The organism is Sanguibacter biliveldensis, from assembly GCF_033798665.1.
GTDB lineage: Bacteria > Actinomycetota > Actinomycetes > Actinomycetales > Cellulomonadaceae > Sanguibacter > Sanguibacter inulinus.
Window position 1 is genome coordinate 3398334 of the sequence record NZ_CP138359.1, and the last position, 16242, is coordinate 3414575.

Consider the following 16242-nt stretch of genomic DNA (forward strand, 5'->3'; position numbering starts at 1 on the left):
AGGCTCGTAGACCGAGGCACAACCGACGTGCCCCGTCCCTGACCAGCCCGGCTCCGTCCGTGACTGCCAGCTGCCCCCGCTGCTGCGCACGCGTCCCAGCCTCGCGACGACGTCAGGCCCTCGTCCACCCACTGCTGAAGCCGTCACATGACAAAGAACCTCACGACAGGTCCCCCTGCCAAGATCATCCTGCTCTTCACCCTCCCCCTGCTCATCGGCAACGTGTTCCAGCAGATGTACGGCTTCGCCGACGCCTTCGTCGTCGGCCGTATCCTCGGGATCGACGCCCTCGCCGCCGTCGGCTCGACAGGTGGGATCGCCTTCCTGCTGCTCGGCTTCGCCTGGGGCCTGACCGCCGGCTTCGCGATCCCGACGGCCCAGGCCTTCGGTGCGGGCGACCCCGCGGCGGTCCGCCGTGCCGTCGCGGCCGGCACGCTGCTCACCGGTGGCTTCGCCGTCCTGCTCACGGCTGTCGCCGTGCCCGTCGCCCGCCCGCTGCTCGAGCTCATGCGGACGCCGCCCGAGATCATCGACGACGCCTACCTGTTCATCGTCGTCTCGTTCTGGGGCATCGCGGCGACCATGTTCTTCAACTTCCTCTCGAGCACCATCCGGGCGCTCGGGGACAGCCGGACACCGCTCGTCTTCCTCGCGATCTCCTGCGTGCTCAACGTGGTGCTCGTCATCGCCTTCATCGCCGGGCTCGGCATGGGGGTCGACGGCGCCGCCCTGGCGACCATCACCTCTCAGCTGGTCTCCGTCCTGCTGTGCCTGTGGCTCGTGCAGAAGAAGATGCCGACGCTCCACCTCAGCCGGGAGGACTGGAGGGTGACCCGGGCAGAGCTGGCGACCCAGCTGCGCATCGGGCTGCCGATGGCCTTCCAGTCGTCGATCATCGCGATCGGGACCATCGTGCTCCAGTACGCCCTCAACGGGCTCGGGGCCGAGTCTGTGGGCGCCTACACGGCCGCGCAGAAGGTCGACGGGCTGGCGATGGCGCCGCTCGCCTCCTTCGGCCTCGCGATGGCCACCTTCACGGCGCAGAACTACGGCGCCCGGGCCTACGGCCGCATCCGGACCGGGGTCTTCCAGACCTGCCTCATGTCGGTCGGCTTCGCCCTGGCGATCGGTCTGGTCAACGTCCTCTTCGGGCGGCACCTCATCCGGTTGTTCGTCGGCCCCGGCGAAGAGCACGTCGTCGAGCTCGCGCAGACCTTCCTCGTCGTCAACGGGTCGCTCTACGTCGCGCTCGGGCTGCTCTTCGTGCTCCGCAACACCCTGCAGGGCATGGGCCGGTCTCTCGTGCCGACCGTCGCGGGCGTGATGGAGCTCGTCACCCGAGTCGTCGCGGCCCTCGTGCTCGCCTCGCACGTGGGCTTCGTGGGAGTCTGCCTCGCGGCGCCGCTCGCGTGGGTCGCCGCGCTCGTGCCGGTGTGGGTCTCGTACCACCGGCGACGTCGCTGGCTGGCCGAGGAGGAGACACTCCTCGCCCAGGAGCGAGAGTCAGCCCAGGCTCTCCTGGACGACGCGGGCTCCGGGCACAGGCCCTGAGGCGCAGACCGAGGAGGCGCACACCCCCGAGGCGACGAAGGCGTCCGCCAGGGACTCGGCGTGAGCCGAGGACCGCGCGAGCGCGGCGATGGTGGGCCCAGACCCCGACACGACCACACCGAGGGCTCCGGCCGCGCGCGCCACGTCCATCGTCTCGGCGAGGTCTGGGGCGAGCATCAGCGCGGCGGGCTGGAGGTCGTTCGAGAGCGCCGCGCCGAGACGCTCGGCGTCCCCGGCCCGCAGCGCGGCCATGAGCGCCGTGTCGGCGTCCTCGGGGAGGTCGGCGGTCCGCGCGTCGTCGTCGAAGCGCCGGAACACCTCGGGCGTCGAGAGCCCTTCGGCGCGCAGCGCGAAGGCCCAGTGGAACTCCCCCTGGGCCATGGCCGGGGTCAGGACGTCCCCGCGCCCGGTCCCGACGGCGGTGTGCCCCTGGAGGCAGAACGGGACGTCGGCGCCGAGCCCGGCAGCCAGGCTCAGCAGCTCGGGACGCGTCAGCGCTGTTCCCCACAGGGCGTCGAGGGCCACGAGTGTCGCCGCGGCGTCCGCCGACCCGCCCGCCATGCCGCCTGCCACCGGGATGCCCTTGGTGATCGCCAGGCGCGCGCCGAGCTTCACGCCTGTGTGCTCGGCGAGGGCGCGGGCGGCCCGCAGGGCGAGGTTGGAGCCGTCGAGCGGCACGTGCTCGGCACCCGGGCCCGAGACCTCGAGCGAGAAGTCCGCAGCCGTCGTCGCGGTGACCTCTTCGACGAGGGAGACGGCCTGGAAGACCGTGACCAGAGGGTGGTAGCCGTCGGCCTCACGAGGCCCGACGTGGAGCGACAGGTTGACCTTGCCCGGTGCGCGCGCGGTGACAGACCTCTCGTGCACCCGCACGCTGCTCAGCCTGGTCGTGCGCGTCACGGTCGTGCTGTGCCAGGTCGGACGAGGGGCGTCGTCCCAGCCGGCGACGTCGAGCCTCGCTCAGCCGTGACGGTCCCGTCCGGCTCGGTCACGTCGGGCTCGTCCTGCGCGGTCCCGGCGGTCTCGTCCAGCGTGGTCCCGGTGGTCTCGTCCGGCGCAGTCCCAGCCTGGTCGTCAAGGGCCTCGGCGATCCGTGCGAAGTCGTCGACGGTCAGCTGCTCACCGCGCGTGGTCGGGTCGACCCCGGCAGCCTCGAGGGCCTGCGCGGCCGCCGCGGCGGAGCCGGCGAGCTCGGCGAGCGCACCACGGAGCATCTTGCGGCGCTGGGCGAAGGCCGCGTCGACCACCTCGAAGACACGCTCGCGGGTCGCCCGGGTCTGGGGGTGGGCCCTGCGCTCGAGGAGGACGAGGGCGGAGTCGACGTTCGGGACGGGCCAGAACACGTTGCGGCCGATCGTCGAGGTGCGCCGCGCCGTCGCGTACCACGCGGCCTTGACCGACGGGATGCCGTAGGTCCGGTTGCCCGGAGGTGCGGCGAGCCTGTCGGCGACCTCCGCCTGGACCATGACGAGCACCCGGTCGAGGGAGTCGAAGCGCTCCAGGAAGGTCAGGAGGACCGGTACGGCGACGTTGTAGGGCAGGTTGGCCACCAGGGCCGTCGGGGCCGGTCCCGGGAGCTCTGTGACCGTCAGGGCGTCCTGGAGCACCACGGTCAGCCTGTCGGACCACTCGGGGGCCCTGTCGGCGAGGGTCAGGGGCAGCTGCTCGGCGAGGACCGGGTCGATCTCGACGGCGACGACGGTCATGCCGGCCTCGAGCAGACCGAAGGTCAACGACCCCAGCCCCGGACCGACCTCGACGACGTGCTGACCGGCCTCGAGACCGGCCGACCTGACGATCTTGCGGACGGTGCCGGCGTCGTGCACGAAGTTCTGACCGAGGGTCTTCGTGGGGCGGACGCCGAGACGCCCTGCCAGGTCGCGGATCTGTACCGGACCGAGCAGGGCGTTCGACGGAGCGTTCATGAGCAAGAGCCTAGAGGGTCTTGCCCACCTGGTGCGTCATCCGAGGTTCAGCGGAGGCCGAGCTTGGACGAGCAGTGCGGCCACTGGCCCCAGCCGGAGCGGGCCTGGAGGGCCTGCGCGAGACGCGTCTGCTCCTCGGGGCTCGCCTGCGACGGGAGGCCGGTGCCGCCGAGCGACTGCCAGGTCCCGACCGAGAACTGGTAGAGCCCGTGGTACAGCCCGTTGCTCGAGACGACCGACGGGTTGCCGCCAGACTCGCACTGCGCGAGCTGGCCCCACACGTCACCTGTCACGACAGGGGCCGCCGGGGCTGGAGCAGCCTCGGGAGTGCTGCCGCTGGTCGACGGGGCGGGGGTCGACCGCACAGTCGGCTTCGGGGCGACGACCTTCGGACGCTCCTTGGTGCCCTGGACGAGGACCTTGGTCACCGGAGCCGTCGTCAGCTCGTCCGAGACGAGCTCGCGGGACTCCTCGACACCGTCGACCGTGGTGACAGAGTTCACTGTCGTCTGGACGCCGTCGACGCCCTCGACCTTGGTCACGACGTCGAGGTCCTTGTAGCGCGTCGGGTCCTCTTCGGTGACGGTCTCGAAGGGCACGGCGGTCTCGACGACCTCGTCCGCGACGGCGACCCGCTGGATGACGATGGTCACCTGCGTGTCGTCGGCCCGGGGGTCGGTGATGACATCAGGGTTCGCCGGGGCCGTGGTGGCGGCATCCTCGGGCTCCGTTGTCGCTGTGCCCTCGGCCGGTGCAGCCTCGGACGCCGTGGCGTCGACCGCAGCGTCCGCGGCGGGCTCGGCTGTCGCCGCCCGTGCCGCGGCCTGCTCCTGGGCCTCGAGGGCCTCAGGGGTCGGACGCTGCTCGACGCTCAGACGGTCGAGCTCGCCGAGCTCGACGCCCTGGTCCTCGAGGATCGTGTCGACCCCCGCGGTGCCGTCCTCGACCTGCGTCGTGGTGCCGTCGACCTGGACCTGGACGGGTCCTTCGAGCGAGAGGCGCAGACCGAGGTCTGTGCGTCCGTCACCCTGCGAGCGGGAGGCGACGAGGCTGACGTCCGCGCCGCGGTCGGCGTAGGCCGAGAGCAGCTCGTCGGCGTCGACGGCCGTGGTCTTGATGGTGGTGGCGTTGCCGTTCGTCTGCAGCGTGATCTCGCGCGAGTAGCGCACGACCACGTCGGCGCCGTCGGTCAGCGAGGACGCAGCGGCCGGGGCGACGAGATCGTCGGGGCCGACGGTGACGTCGTTCTCGGCGAGGACCCCCTCGACGGAGCCGGAGAAGGTCGAGACCTCCTGGACCTGGCCGTCGATGTCGAGCATCACGGTCTTGTGGGCGTTGGCGTAGACGGCCGTGCCTGTCGCGAGGACCGCGACGGCGACGCCTCCGACGACGAGCGGGAGCGTGCGGCGTGAGCGGCGCGCGGTCGAGGGTGCAGCACCCTCGGAGAGCGGGGTGGTCTCGGAGAGACCGGCGCCGGCGAGATCGGTGGACTCGCCGGGCTTCGCGGGTCCGCGCTGGTGAGCGCGGCCGGAGAAGACGTGGAGAAGATTTTTCACGGAGATCCAGACGTGGAGCGGTCCGGGCACAAGAGTCGGCTGCGGAGTTGCACCGCCGCCCTCGCGGGCTGTCCGACTGTCCTGATCCGGCGATCGATCCTGTCCGGTCGCCGAGCGCCCCCTGGCGCGGTCCGGACAGCTGTCGCACGGCCGACCTGGCCCAGACCGACCCTCTGCACCGTTCCCTGTGGGGCTCGGTGGTGAGGCGTCGGCCGGGTGGCACGCACCGTGGCAACGATCGACCGTAACCGATCCGTGATCATCCGCCAAGAGGTACGGGTCACGGTGCCGGCTCAGGAAAACGCTCAGAACGGGACGACCCGGGTGCTCAGCGGGTGAAAGATGACGAGCCTCACGGGGTGTCGCGCGACGAGGCGCGAGGAGCCGTGCCCACGTCCGGGAGCACCCTGGCGCCTCTGACCAGCCACGACCCCGGGAGCGACGAAGCCCCCGCCTGCCGGGAGCGGCGGGCGGGGGCTGTCCGCTCCGAGCGGAGCGCGAGATCAGTAGAAGTTCTTGGCCTGGGAGTGCGACCAGGCCGCGCACGGCGTGCCGTACCTGTCGCTGATGTAGCCCAGGCCCCAGGCGATCTGGGTCGCGGCGTTGGTCTGCCAGTCGGCGCCCGCGCTCGACATCTTCGAGCCCGGCAGAGCCTGCGGGATGCCGTAGGCGCTGCTGGAGGGGTTGTCGGCCGTGACCTTCCAGCCGCTCTCCTTCTGCCACAGCGAGTCGAGGCACGCGAACTGCTCGGAGCCCCACCCACGGTCGGCGACCATCGTCTGCGCGATCGCGCGCGCAGAGCCGGGGTCGACGACCACGAGTGCCGGGTCCGGCACCTCGAGCGTGCCGACGGCGACGATCTCGTCCTGCGGCTCGACGGTGACCCTGCGGGCGACGACCTCGCGGCCGGTCTCGACCCCGTCGACCATCGTCACGGCGTAGGTGGTGAGAGCCTGCCCGAGGACACCCTTCTGGGTGACCTTCGTCTTCCCGACGGGGAGCGTCGCGTCTTCGACCTCCTGGGTGGCGTACGGCAGCACCTCCTGCGTGGACGAGGTGTCCGTCGCGGCACGGCCGATCGTCACGACCATGCCGTCGACGGTCGGTGCGTCGAGAGCGGCAGCCGTGGCCTCGGCCGTCGATGCGGCAGCTGCGACAGCGACCGGCGGCGGGTCGAGCGTGACGGTGTCGTCGCCGTCGAGGACGACCCCGGCCGTGAGGAGGAGCTCTCGGACCGTGCCCTCGGTCGAGGAGATCGGGAGCTGCTGACCGTCGACCGCGAGGGTGACGGTCTTGGGGGTCGTGATGACGAGGGGCTCGCGCCCGACCTCCGCGCTGCGGGAGGCCGAGACGTCCGCACCCTCGGCGCGGTCGCCGAGCTCGTCGAGGACCTCGCCGACGGTGCGCGCCGACGACTGGATGGTCTGGACCGTCCCGTCGATCTCGACCTGCACGTCCCGGACGGTCCGCACGACGATGAGGTCGCCGTCGCTCACAGTGCTCTCCGGGGAGGGGAAGACCTGGTCCTGGGGATCGACGTCGAGCGAGTCGCTCGCGAGGACGTCGTCCACGGTCCGTGAGAAGCCCGCGACCTCGTGCGCGACCCCGTCGACCTCGACAGTCACCGTCTTGTGGAGCGTGGTGAACGCCGTGGTGCCTCCGACGACCGTCGCCAAGATCAGCGCCTGCGCGAGGAGCCGGGCTGGACGGCGGCTGCGACGGGCTGTGCGGGAGGTCGACTGGTGGGTCGAGGTCACGGGGCGGGGTGTCCTTCGGTCGGGCGGGTGCGGCCGCAGAGCAGCAGCACGGTCTGGAGGGATCGTCCCCACGGTAGTCCACGCCGGGCGGGCGCACACGGGTGGAATCTCTGGTTCGCCCCTCCTCTACAGGCCCTGCACGACTGCGCCGGAGCGGTCGAGGACCACGCTCACCACGTCCCGTAGACGTCCTCCGAGGTCGCAGCCACGCCGCGGCACGCGTCCTCGAGCGAGACGTCCTTGACGGCTGCGACGGTCGCCATCGTCACAGGGACGAGGTACGGGGCGTTCGGACGCCCCCGGAACGGGTGCGGTGTGAGGTAGGGCGCATCGGTCTCGACGAGCACCTGGGAGAGCGGGACCTCGCGGAGGGCGTCGCGCAGACCGTCGTTCGGCCGGAAGGTCACCGGCCCCGCGAAGGACAGGTACCAGCCCTGCTCGACGCAGGTGCGGGCCATCTCGGCGTCGCCGGAGTAGCAGTGGAAGACCGTGCGCTCCGGGGCGCCGTCGGCCAGCAAGACCTCGAGCACCTCGGCGTGGGCGTCGCGGTCGTGGATCTGCAGGGCGAGCCCGAGCTCTTTGGCGAGGGCGACGTGCGCGCGGAAGGAGTCGCGCTGCGCAGCGCGACCGGCGTCCCCGGTGCGGAAGAGATCGAGGCCTGTCTCGCCGATCGCCCGGATCCGCTCGTTGCCGCGGGCGAGGTCCGCGACGAGGGCGATCGCGTCGTCGAGAGGCATCGCGTGGTGGTCGCGGACCGTCGCCTCGAGACCGTCGGGGCCACGCTCGCGCACCCCCGCGTGGAGCGGGGCCTCGTTCGGGTGGATCGCGATCGCCCCGAGCAGCTCGGGGCGATCGCGCACCAGGGCCTCGGTCCACCGGACGGCCGGGACGTCGCAGCCGACCTGGACCATCCGGGTGACACCGACAGCAGCAGCCTCGGCGATCAGCCTGTCGACGCTCGGCACCTCGTCGTCGGGCCCGAGGACGTGACCGATCGAGTCGAGGTGCGTGTGGTTGTCGACCACCGGGTACGGCAACGCCTCCGGGGCCGGGGGCCAGCCCCGCTCACGGGTGCGTGCCAAGGCCTCAGACCTCGTCGAGACGGGGGAACAACGAGGCACCCTTCGTCACGCGCGTACCGGCAGGCAGGGTGCCGAAGTCAGCAGCGGTCTGGACCGGCTGGTCGTCGAGGGGCCCGAGGGGCTCTTCGGCACCGAGCGCGGTCCACAGGCCCTGCGCAGCCTTCGGCACGACAGGGTTGAGCAGGACCGCGAGGGTCCGCAGCGCCTCGGCCGCGGTCACCAGGATCGTCGCCAGACGGCCACCCTCGACGCCCGCTCCGCTCTCGGTCGTCTCGCCCGGGAGCTTCGCGACCTTCCAGGGCTCCTGCTCCGTGAGATACAGGTTGGTGGCGTCGACGAGGGTCCACACGGCGTTGATCGCCTCGTTCGGGGAGATCCTGTCGATCGCGGCCTCGGCCTGCGCGACTGCTGCTGCGGCGACCTCCTGGAGCGCGGTCTCGGCGTCGCTCGACGAGCCGGGCCTGGGCAGCGAGCCGCCGAAGTTCTTGGAGATCATCGCGGCCACGCGGGAGGCGAGGTTGCCGAAGCCGTTGGCGAGCTCGGCGTTGTAGCGCGCGGAGAGGTCCTCCCACGAGAAGGACCCGTCCTGGCCGAAGGGGATCGCCCGCATGAAGTAGTAGCGGAAGGCGTCCGAGCCGAACACGTCGGTGATCTGCGTCGGGGCGATCCCTGTGAGCTTGGACTTGCTCATCTTCTCGCCGCCGACCAGCAGCCAGCCGTGCGCGAAGATCGTCTTGGGCAGCGGGAGCCCCGCGGCCATGAGCATCGCGGGCCAGATCACCGCGTGGAAGCGCAGGATGTCCTTGCCGACGAGGTGGACGTCCGCGGGCCACGTCGCGGCGAAGCGCTCGCGCTCGGCCTCGTCGTCGCTCTCCAGGCCGATCGCTGTCGCGTAGTTGAGCAGCGCGTCGAACCACACGTAGAGCACGTGCGAGGTGTCCCACGGGATCGGGATGCCCCAGTCGAAGGTGTTGCGCGAGATCGAGAGGTCCTGCAGGCCGCTCTTGACGAAGGCGAGGACCTCGTTGCGTGCGCTGGCCGGCCGGACGAACTCGGGGTGCTCCTCGTAGAGGGCCAGGAGGCGGTCTGCGTAGGCGCTCATCTTGAAGAAGTAGTTCTGCTCGGAGAGCATCTCGACAGGGCGGCTGTGGATCGGGCAGAGCTTGAGGCCCTCGTACTCCCCCGTGCCGTCGACCAGCTCGCCCGGGAGCTTGTACTCCTCGCAGCCCACGCAGTACGGGCCCTCGTAGGAGCCCGCGTAGATCTCGCCCTTGGCGTGCAGCTGGCTGATGAACTTCTGCACGCGCTCGGTGTGGCGCGGCTGCGTGGTCCGGATGAAGTCGTCGTTGCGCGCGTCGAGGGTCTCCAGGACGGGCTTCCAGGACGACTCGACGAGGCGGTCGGCCCACTCCTGCGGCGTGACGCCGTTGGCCTCGGCCGTGCGCATGACCTTCTGCCCGTGCTCGTCGGTCCCGGTGAGGAACCAGACGCGCTCCTGGCGCTGGCGGTGCCAGCGGGTCAGGACGTCGCCCGCGACCGTCGTGTACGCGTGCCCGATGTGCGGGGCGTCGTTCACGTAGTAGATCGGGGTGGTGAGGTAGAAGGACTGCGTCCCGGCGGGCGCTGCGGTCTCGTCGTGGGCCATGAGCACAATGCTAGGGCGTCCCGGGACCCTGGAGGTCGCCCGACCTCCAGCCGAGACGGTCGACGGGCTGGTCGGCCGCTGCGTCGTCGCCGAGCGGGACCTCTGTGCCCGCCTGGAGGCCGTCTGCGAGCAGGTCGTCCCACACCGGGCCGTAGCCGAGCCGAGCCTGCTCGGCCGCGACCACCTCGCGGGCGAGCACGGCCTCGCTCACGTCGACAGCGCGTGTGGTCCCGGCGGCGAGGCTCGACTCGCGGACGTACTCGTCGAAGAGCTGCTGCTTGGTCGCGAGGATCTCGCGGATCCGCTCGTCGACGGTGTCCTCGACGAGGAGCCTGTGCACGCGGACCGGGCGGACCTGCCCCATCCTGCGCACGCGCGCGACGGCCTGCGCCTCGGTGGTCGGCTTGAGCTGGGGCTCGCAGAGCACCACGACGTTGGCCGCCTGGATGTTCAGGCCCACTCCCCCGGCGTCCACCTGCGCGACGAGCACAGCGCCCGGCGGGGCCGCGGCGAACCTGTCGACCTCGAGCTGGCGCTCGTCGGCGCTGACACCACCCCAGAGCGGCCCGAAGACTGCGGGGAGTCCTCCGGCTGCGGGTTCGAGGTCAGCACGATCGAGGTCACTCGGGTGCAGGTCGGCTGCCTCGGCACCGGTCTGGGGGCCGGTGCCGTCCCGGCCGCCGGGACCGGCGAGCGTCCTGCAGACGAGGTCGACGACCGAGCGGAAGTACGAGAACACCACGACCTTCTCGCCGTTCGCCGCCGCGTCCTCGAGGATCTCCAGCAGCCGGCCGAGCTTGCTCGACCCGGAGGAGTCTGGGGTCGCGAAGTCGGCGCGGCGCATGTCCATGAACCGCCCCTGCGCGACAGCCGCCTCGTAGACCCGGCGGCCGTCCGGGGTGAGCTCTTCCCACTCGTCGAGCTCGACCAGCTCCGGCAGCTCCACGAGGACGTCCACGGCGTTGCGGCGCAGGTAGACCGGCGCCATCGTGTGCCGCAGCGTGTCCGCGCCGACCAGACGCAGGTGCGGCGGGAGGCTGTCGACGAGCGCAGGCTGGAGCATCCGCACCAGGCCCAAGAACTCGTCGAGACGGTTCTCGAGCGGGGTGCCGGTCATGAGGAGCACGCGCCAGCAGCGGTCCGCCCAGGCGGCCACGTCCTGCGAGCGGCGGGCACGGGGGTTCTTGACGAGGTGCGCCTCGTCGACGACGAGCAGGTCGAGGACCTCCGCAGCGGCCTCGGGCACGTGCCGCAGCCCCTCGAAGGTGGTGACCGCGACACCGCCCTGCGCGAGCCACGCGGCTGCGGTCGCCTCACGGTCTGGTCCGTGGACGCGCCAGGCCTGGAGAGACGACCTGAGCTCGATCTCGCGGAGCCACCCGACGAGGACGCTCGCCGGGCAGACCACGAGGACGTGCGTCGCTCCGGCGGCCACGAGGTGGGCCATCACGGCGACAGCCTGCACGGTCTTGCCGAGCCCCATCTCGTCACCGAGAAGCACACGCCCCTGGTTGAGCACGAACTTCGCACCGAAGGCCTGGTAGCCGCGCAGGCTCACGTCGAGCAGCGTGGTGTCGAGGGCGATCGCGTCGACCCTGTCGGCCAGCTCGGAGGGGAGCATGCCTGTCGCGGCGAGCACGTCCCGCACGAGCGGGACGATCGCGCCGAGGACCGTGTAGTAGACGGCCGAGCGGCGCTCGAAGTCGTCCCAGAGCGCGAGCGGACCGGGCCCAGGTTCGGCGCAGGCCGACGTGAGCCTGGCGACGACCTGCTCCAGACCCGTCGAGGCCAGCCACGGGGCCCAGCCCTCGAGGGCTGCGAGCGCGTCGAGCGCTCGTCGGCGGCTCGCACGGCGCCTGAAGGCGAAGGTGAGGGCGTTCGTCGCCTGGGACACGGCCTCGGCCAGCTGCTCGACGGACCGCGCGTAGTCGTCGAGGTCGCGGCGGTGCGGCTCGACGAGCGGTCCCAGCCGCACGAGCATCTCGAGGTCGCCGAGCAGCCGGGTGCCGGTGGCGTCGTCGCGGTCGAGCGTGATGCGCATCGACTGGCCCTGGGCCGTCGCGTCGGCGAGCTGCTCGACGGCCGCGACGGTGCTCCGGGCTGTGTGGGAGCCGACGCCGTCGAGCATCTCGAGCTGCTCGGCGCTCACGCCGAGCAGCGAGCCGACTGTCGTGTACCCGGCGTCGAGCAGGGCACGGATGCGCAGGTTCTTGTCCGTGATCTCGGTGAGGCGGTCGACGGTCAGCCCGTCGAGCTCTGCGCGGGTCCGGGCGGCACGGTCGCTGTGGACCTGCTCGGCGATGCGGGTGGTCGCGCCGTCCAGGTGGTCGAGGACGGCCCGCGCTGATGCTGCGAGCACGACGTGCGCGTCGACGAGCCGTCGAGCCTGGGCTCCTGGTCTGGTCGACGGGCCCGGGGCGGAGGGAGAGGCCTGCGGTACCAACCCCTCGGGCCCGGACGGGACCGGTCCGCCCTGGCCGGGCTCGGGCACGGCCACGTCAGTCCTCGGTGACGACCACAGGCACGAGGCGGTCGTCGCCCTCGCGGGGCTCGCCCCGTCCGTCGGTGTTGCTGGTCAGGACGTAGAGGTCTCCGTCCGCCCCGACCGCCACGGCACGGAGGCGGCCGAGCTCGCCCGCAAGCAGCGTCTGCGGGTCTCCCACGCCGTCGGGCGCGAGCGGGACGCGCAGCAGGGCCTCGCCCTGGAGCGCCGCCACGTAGACGCCCTCGTCGGTGACGGCCAGACCGCTCGGCGAGGCCGCGTCGGTCGACCAGCTGACGAGGGGGTCGACGAACCCCTGGGAGGTGCCGCCGGGCCCCTCGACCGCGGGCCACCCGTAGTTGCCGCCCGAGACCACGAGGTTGAGCTCGTCGAGGCTTTCCTGGCCGAGCTCGGAGGCGAGCATCCGCCCGTCCTGCGCCCACCCGAGGCCCTGCACGTTGCGGTGCCCCAGGCTCCACACCGGCGAACCCGGGACGGGGTTGTCGCGAGGGACCGTGCCGTCGGGGGCGACCCGCAGGATCTTGCCGCCGAGGGAGTCGGGGTGCTGCGCGAGGATCGTCGAGCCCGAGTCGCCCGTCGCGACGTAGAGCATGCCGTCAGGACCGAAGGCGATGCGTCCGCCGTCGTGGGTGGCTGCGGCCGGGATCCCTGACAGGACCGCCGTGAGCTCGCCCAGGGTGGTGCCGTCGAGGGTGCCGCTGAGGACCTCGTTGCCCTCCTCGGCCGTGCGGTAGAAGAACACGAGGCCGTCGTCGGCGAAGGTCGGCGACAGTGCGACGCCGAGCAGCCCGCCCTCGCCCGTGCCTGTCGTGCCCTCGACCAGGTCGCCGGCCCCTGGGCCGGTGAGGGTCGTCGGGGCAGAGGCGTCCGCCGGGACCAGCTTCACGGCGCGGGTGTCCCGCTCTGTCACGAGCCAGTCGCCGTCGGGCAGCTGGGCCAGACCCCAGGGGGCTTCGAGGCCCGTCGCGAGCGGGGTGCCGAGCGTCGCGGTGACGGTCTCGACCACGGGGTCGCGGGGATCGAGCGCCCCTTCCGAAGGAGCGTCCGTCGCCTCGTCGGTCGGGTCTGCGGGGTCGGCGCCGTCCTGGGAGCCGTCGGTTGCCGTCGCTGTCCCCGTGGGTGTCGAGGGGGTCTCGTCGTCCGAGCACGCGGCGACAGCAAGTGTCAGCGCTGCCGCGAGCACGAGGGCCGCGGGCCGTCGGGCTGGGTGGGTACGAGGCGTCACAGCAGCGTCAGACCCTTCTTGAGGCCGCGGACGGCCTGGCCGATCCTGTGCTCGTTCTCGATGAGGGCGAAGCGGACGTGGTCGTCACCACCGGCGCCAAAACCGACTCCCGGGGAGACTGCGACGTCGCACTGCTCGATCACGTGCGTCGCGAACTCGATCGACCCCATGTGCCTGTACGGCTCGGGGATGCGCGCCCAGACGAACATGGTGCCGCCGGGCTTCTCGATCTCCCAGCCGATGCGGTTGAGACCGTCGACGAGGGCGTTGCGGCGCGACTCGTAGACCTGCGAGACCTCGGCGGGGAAGTCTGTGGCCTCGTTGAGGGTGACCGTCGCGGCGATCTGGATCGGCTGGAAGGTGCCGTAGTCGAGATAGCTCTTGAGCTTGGCGAGCGCGCCGACCACGTCTTCTCGCCCGACGAGGAAGGCCACCCGCCAGCCGGCCATCGAGAAGGACTTGGTCATCGAGTACAGCTCGACGGCGACCTCGGTCGCCCCCTCGCACTGCATGATCGACGGCGGGGTGAAGCCGTCGAAGGTCATGTCGGCGTAGGCCAGGTCATGGACGAGCACGACGTCGCGGTCCTTGGCCCAGTCGACGAGGCGCTGCAGGTCGCTCAGCTGCGCGACGGTGGTGGTCGGGTTGTGCGGGAAGGACAGCACGACGACGCGGGGCTTGGGCCAGCCGAGCTCCCACGCCTCCATCACGCGGTCGATGAACCCTGCGGCGTCGGTGCCGTCGCCGATGGGCACCTGGCGGGCGTCCGCCCCGGCGAAGTACGGACCCCAGATGTGGATGGGATAGCTCGGGGTCGGGACGATCGCCGCGTCGCCAGGCTGCAGCAGCACCCACATGAGGTGGCTGAAGCCCTCCTTGGCGCCGATGGTCGAGATGACCTGGGTCTCCGGGTCGAGCGTCACGTCGAAGCGTCGCTTGTAGTGGTCGGCGACGGCCTCGCGGAGCTTCGGGATCCCGCGGGAGGAGGAGTACCTGTGGTTGCGCTGGTTGTGCGCGGCCTCGGTGAGCTTGTCCACGGCGATCTGCGGGCTGGGCAGGTCGGGGTTGCCGAAGCCGAGGTCGACGATGTCGCGTCCCTCGCGGCGCGCGGCCAGCTTGAGGGAGTCGATGATCGTGAAGACGTACGGCGGCAGGCCAGGGATGCGGCGGAACTCGATCTCACGGGGCATGCCTGAACCCTACGGCGGGTGCCCCCGGTGGTGCAGCCCGTTCTCACCCTTCGCACAGGTGCTGCCGGCAGCGGCAGCGGCAGCGGCAGCGGCAGCGGCAGCGGCAGCGGCAGCGGCAGCGGCAGCGGCAGCGGCAGCGGCAGCGAGATCGTGACTTCGGAGCGAGATCGATCATCCTGGCTCACGATCTCGCTCCGAAGTCACGATCTCGACAGGGCTGCGGATGGCTGCGGCCGGCTCCGGATGGCTGCGGCCGCCTCAGGTCAGCCCAGGTCGGGTCAGGTCGGCTCAGCCCAGGTCGGGTCAGGGACGGCTGGACCTGGAGGTCGCTGGCTAGAGTGGGTGGATGACCTCCGACGCTGTGCAGAGCCTTCCGGACCAGAGCAGCCCCGAGCCCCGCCGGGCCCTGCTCGTGGTCGACGTCCAGCCGACCTTCTGCGAGGGCGGCGCCCTCGGTGTCGAGGGTGGCGACGCCGTCGCGCACGCCGTCGCAGACTTCGCCGCAGCGCACCGCGGCGACTACGCGCTGGTCGTGACGACCCAGGACTGGCACGTCGACCCGGGTGAGCACTTCAGCGACACCCCCGACTACGTCGACACCTGGCCGCCGCACGGTGTCGCCGGGACCGCCGAGGCCGAGCTGCACCCGGCCCTCGCCGACCTCGCGCCCGACGTCTCGGTCAAGAAGGGCGAGTACCAGGCCGCCTACTCCGGCTTCGAGGGTGTCGACGGTCAGGGTCGTCTGCTCGCGGACGTCCTGCGCGAGGCACAGATCGAGGCTGTCGACGTCGTCGGCATCGCCGAGTCGCACTGCGTCAAGGCGACGGCCCTCGACGCCCTCCAGCTCGGTCTCGCGACCCGGGTCTTCACGGACCTCACAGTCCCCGTCTCCCCCGACCAGGGCGCCCAGGCCCGCGTCGAGATGACCGCAGCGGGAGTCGAGCTCCTCCCCTCCGCCTGACGGCTGGGCGCCCTACTTCGCGGCGAGGGCTGCGGCGTAGAGCTCGCGCTTGTGGACGCCGGCGGCGTCGGCGACGCCCGCGACCGCCTCTTTGAGGCGTTCTCCCCCGGCGACGCGCGACAGCACCTCCGCGACGAGCTCGGCGGTCGTCGCGGTCTCGCGCTGGGGTGCGCCGGAGACGACGATCGAGATCTCGCCGCGCAGCTGCTCCTGGGCGGCTGTCTCAGCGAGCTCGCCGAGCCCGCCGCGCAGCACCTCTTCGTAGGTCTTGGTGAGCTCACGGCACACCGCTGCCGGGCGGTCGGCCCCGAAGGCCTCGGCCATCGCGGCGAGGGTCTGGTCCACGCGGTGCGGGGACTCGAAGAACACCATGGTCCGACGCTCGTCGGCCAGCAGCTCGAAGGCCCGCGAGCGCTCGCCGGGCTTGCGGGGCGGGAAGCCCTCGAAGCAGAACCTGTCGGTCGGCAGACCGGAGACCGCGAGCGCTGTCAGCACGGCGCTGGGTCCAGGAGCCGAGGTGACGGGGAGCCCACGCTCGATCGCGCGGGTCACGACCCTGTACCCGGGGTCGGAGACGGACGGCATCCCGGCGTCGGTGACGATGAGCACGGTGCCGCCGTTCTCGACGACGTCGAGGAGCTCGTCGGCACGGGCCGACTCGTTGTGCTCGTGGTAGCTGAGGATCCGTCCGGTCATCTTCAGCTCGAGGCGACCGGCGAGGGCGTGCAGCCTCCGGGTGTCTTCTGCGGCGACGACGTCAGCCTCGACGAGGAGGCGGCGCAGCCGCGGTGAGGCGTCCTCGACGTCTCCGATGGGTGTCCCGGCGAGGATGAGGCGGCCTGTCATG

At 71.7% G+C, this 16242-nt stretch carries 12 protein-coding genes; 2 read left to right on the forward strand and 10 right to left on the reverse strand.

The genetic code is table 11. The annotated features are described in order from the left end of the window. The first annotated feature begins 147 nt into the window (after window positions 1-147). Window positions 148-1551: an MATE family efflux transporter gene (locus SANBI_RS14820; RefSeq protein ID WP_319156366.1), complete on the forward strand. Its 1404-nt coding sequence runs from the start codon at window positions 148-150 to the stop codon at window positions 1549-1551. On the opposite strand, the gene SANBI_RS14825 is transcribed toward SANBI_RS14820, so the two are convergent. The 9 genes from SANBI_RS14825 to SANBI_RS14865 all read right to left on the reverse strand — a co-directional run bounded on the left by SANBI_RS14825 (window position 1504) and on the right by SANBI_RS14865 (window position 14434). After that, a complete protein-coding gene (locus SANBI_RS14825; RefSeq protein ID WP_319156368.1) occupies window positions 1504-2451 on the reverse strand; it encodes a 4-(cytidine 5'-diphospho)-2-C-methyl-D-erythritol kinase in 948 nt (315 codons plus the stop codon). The two genes, SANBI_RS14820 and SANBI_RS14825, sit on opposite strands and share 48 nt — an antisense overlap. After that, a complete protein-coding gene (gene rsmA, locus SANBI_RS14830) occupies window positions 2448-3476 on the reverse strand; it encodes a 16S rRNA (adenine(1518)-N(6)/adenine(1519)-N(6))-dimethyltransferase RsmA (RefSeq protein WP_319156369.1) in 1029 nt (342 codons plus the stop codon). The genes SANBI_RS14825 and rsmA overlap by 4 nt, the downstream gene beginning before the upstream one ends. Window positions 3477-3523: 47 nt before the next feature. Then, window positions 3524-5032 (reverse strand): transglycosylase family protein, encoded by a 1509-nt coding sequence (locus SANBI_RS14835; protein WP_319156371.1) that lies wholly within the window; start codon window positions 5030-5032, stop codon window positions 3524-3526. Between the two features lie 503 nt (window positions 5033-5535). Beyond that, window positions 5536-6789: an aggregation-promoting factor C-terminal-like domain-containing protein gene (locus tag SANBI_RS14840; protein WP_319156373.1), complete on the reverse strand. Its 1254-nt coding sequence runs from the start codon at window positions 6787-6789 to the stop codon at window positions 5536-5538. 170 nt (window positions 6790-6959) lie between these two features. Continuing rightward, window positions 6960-7871 carry a TatD family hydrolase gene (locus tag SANBI_RS14845; RefSeq protein WP_319156375.1) on the reverse strand — a complete coding sequence of 304 codons (912 nt, stop codon included), beginning with the start codon at window positions 7869-7871 and terminating at the stop codon, window positions 6960-6962. Window positions 7872-7875: 4 nt separating this feature from the next. Further along, window positions 7876-9516: a methionine--tRNA ligase gene (metG, locus tag SANBI_RS14850; protein ID WP_319156377.1), complete on the reverse strand. Its 1641-nt coding sequence runs from the start codon at window positions 9514-9516 to the stop codon at window positions 7876-7878. Window positions 9517-9526: 10 nt separating this feature from the next. Further along, window positions 9527-11875 (reverse strand): DEAD/DEAH box helicase, encoded by a 2349-nt coding sequence (locus SANBI_RS14855; RefSeq protein ID WP_319156379.1) that lies wholly within the window; start codon window positions 11873-11875, stop codon window positions 9527-9529. Between the two features lie 139 nt (window positions 11876-12014). Beyond that, window positions 12015-13244, reverse strand: a complete 1230-nt coding sequence (locus tag SANBI_RS14860; RefSeq protein ID WP_319156381.1) for a PQQ-dependent sugar dehydrogenase — start codon at window positions 13242-13244, stop codon at window positions 12015-12017. Then, entirely contained in the window at window positions 13241-14434 is a 1194-nt protein-coding gene (locus SANBI_RS14865; RefSeq protein WP_056128504.1) for an aminotransferase class I/II-fold pyridoxal phosphate-dependent enzyme, read from the reverse strand. Before SANBI_RS14865 ends, SANBI_RS14860 begins: the two co-directional genes overlap by 4 nt. A gap of 346 nt (window positions 14435-14780) precedes the next feature. Here SANBI_RS14865 and SANBI_RS14870 point away from each other — a divergent pair, with 346 nt between their 5' ends. Beyond that, window positions 14781-15395: an isochorismatase family protein gene (locus SANBI_RS14870; protein ID WP_319156385.1), complete on the forward strand. Its 615-nt coding sequence runs from the start codon at window positions 14781-14783 to the stop codon at window positions 15393-15395. A 12-nt stretch (window positions 15396-15407) separates the two neighbouring features. Here SANBI_RS14870 and rsmI read toward each other — a convergent pair whose 3' ends face one another. Further along, window positions 15408-16241, reverse strand: coding sequence for a 16S rRNA (cytidine(1402)-2'-O)-methyltransferase (rsmI, locus tag SANBI_RS14875; RefSeq protein WP_319156387.1), 834 nt, complete (start codon window positions 16239-16241; stop codon window positions 15408-15410). Between the last annotated feature and the right edge of the window lies 1 nt (window position 16242).

What these genes read in the sequence shown, in the direction of transcription:
- SANBI_RS14820 (WP_319156366.1), top strand. Translation starts at nt 148, where the DNA reads ATGACAAAGAACCTCACGACAGGTCCCCCTGCCAAGATCATCCTGCTC.
- rsmA (WP_319156369.1), bottom strand. Translation starts at nt 3,476, where the DNA reads ATGAACGCTCCGTCGAACGCCCTGCTCGGTCCGGTACAGATCCGCGAC.
- metG (WP_319156377.1), bottom strand. Translation starts at nt 9,516, where the DNA reads ATGGCCCACGACGAGACCGCAGCGCCCGCCGGGACGCAGTCCTTCTAC.
- SANBI_RS14865 (WP_056128504.1), bottom strand. Translation starts at nt 14,434, where the DNA reads ATGCCCCGTGAGATCGAGTTCCGCCGCATCCCTGGCCTGCCGCCGTAC.
- SANBI_RS14870 (WP_319156385.1), top strand. Translation starts at nt 14,781, where the DNA reads ATGACCTCCGACGCTGTGCAGAGCCTTCCGGACCAGAGCAGCCCCGAG.
- rsmI (WP_319156387.1), bottom strand. Translation starts at nt 16,241, where the DNA reads ATGACAGGCCGCCTCATCCTCGCCGGGACACCCATCGGAGACGTCGAG.